Annotated in this window: 1 protein-coding gene; it reads left to right on the top strand. The window is 47.9% G+C overall.

Annotated features, from left to right (window positions below; translation table 11 throughout):
- Positions 1-365: AMP-binding protein (locus C900_RS27510; RefSeq protein WP_040497700.1), on the top strand; the 365-nt coding region annotated here is incomplete at both ends.

Here is a 365-nt window from a genome sequence, read left to right on the forward strand (position 1 = left end):
GACCCTTCGCGGTTGAGTTATCCTGAGCTTCAGGTGGTATCTGTGGGCGAGGCCTGCCCACCTTCCCTTGCGGAAGCATGGTCAAGTTACTGTAGGTTTATGAATGCCTACGGTCCTACGGAATACACGGTATATTCACATTTGTATGAAGTAAAAGAAGGTGTGGCAGACCGGGCTACCGTCCCTATCGGTACACCCATCTTCAATACGCATACCTATATTCTGGATAGTTCAGGAAATCCAGTGGGTATTGGTATTCCCGGAGAGCTTTATCTGACAGGACCCGGCATAGCTCGAGGGTATTTGAACAGGCATTTGCTTACCCAGGAGAGATTTGTACCCAATCATTTCTTTTTATCGGAACA

This window comes from Fulvivirga imtechensis AK7, assembly GCF_000331535.1.
Taxonomy (GTDB): domain Bacteria; phylum Bacteroidota; class Bacteroidia; order Cytophagales; family Cyclobacteriaceae; genus Fulvivirga; species Fulvivirga imtechensis.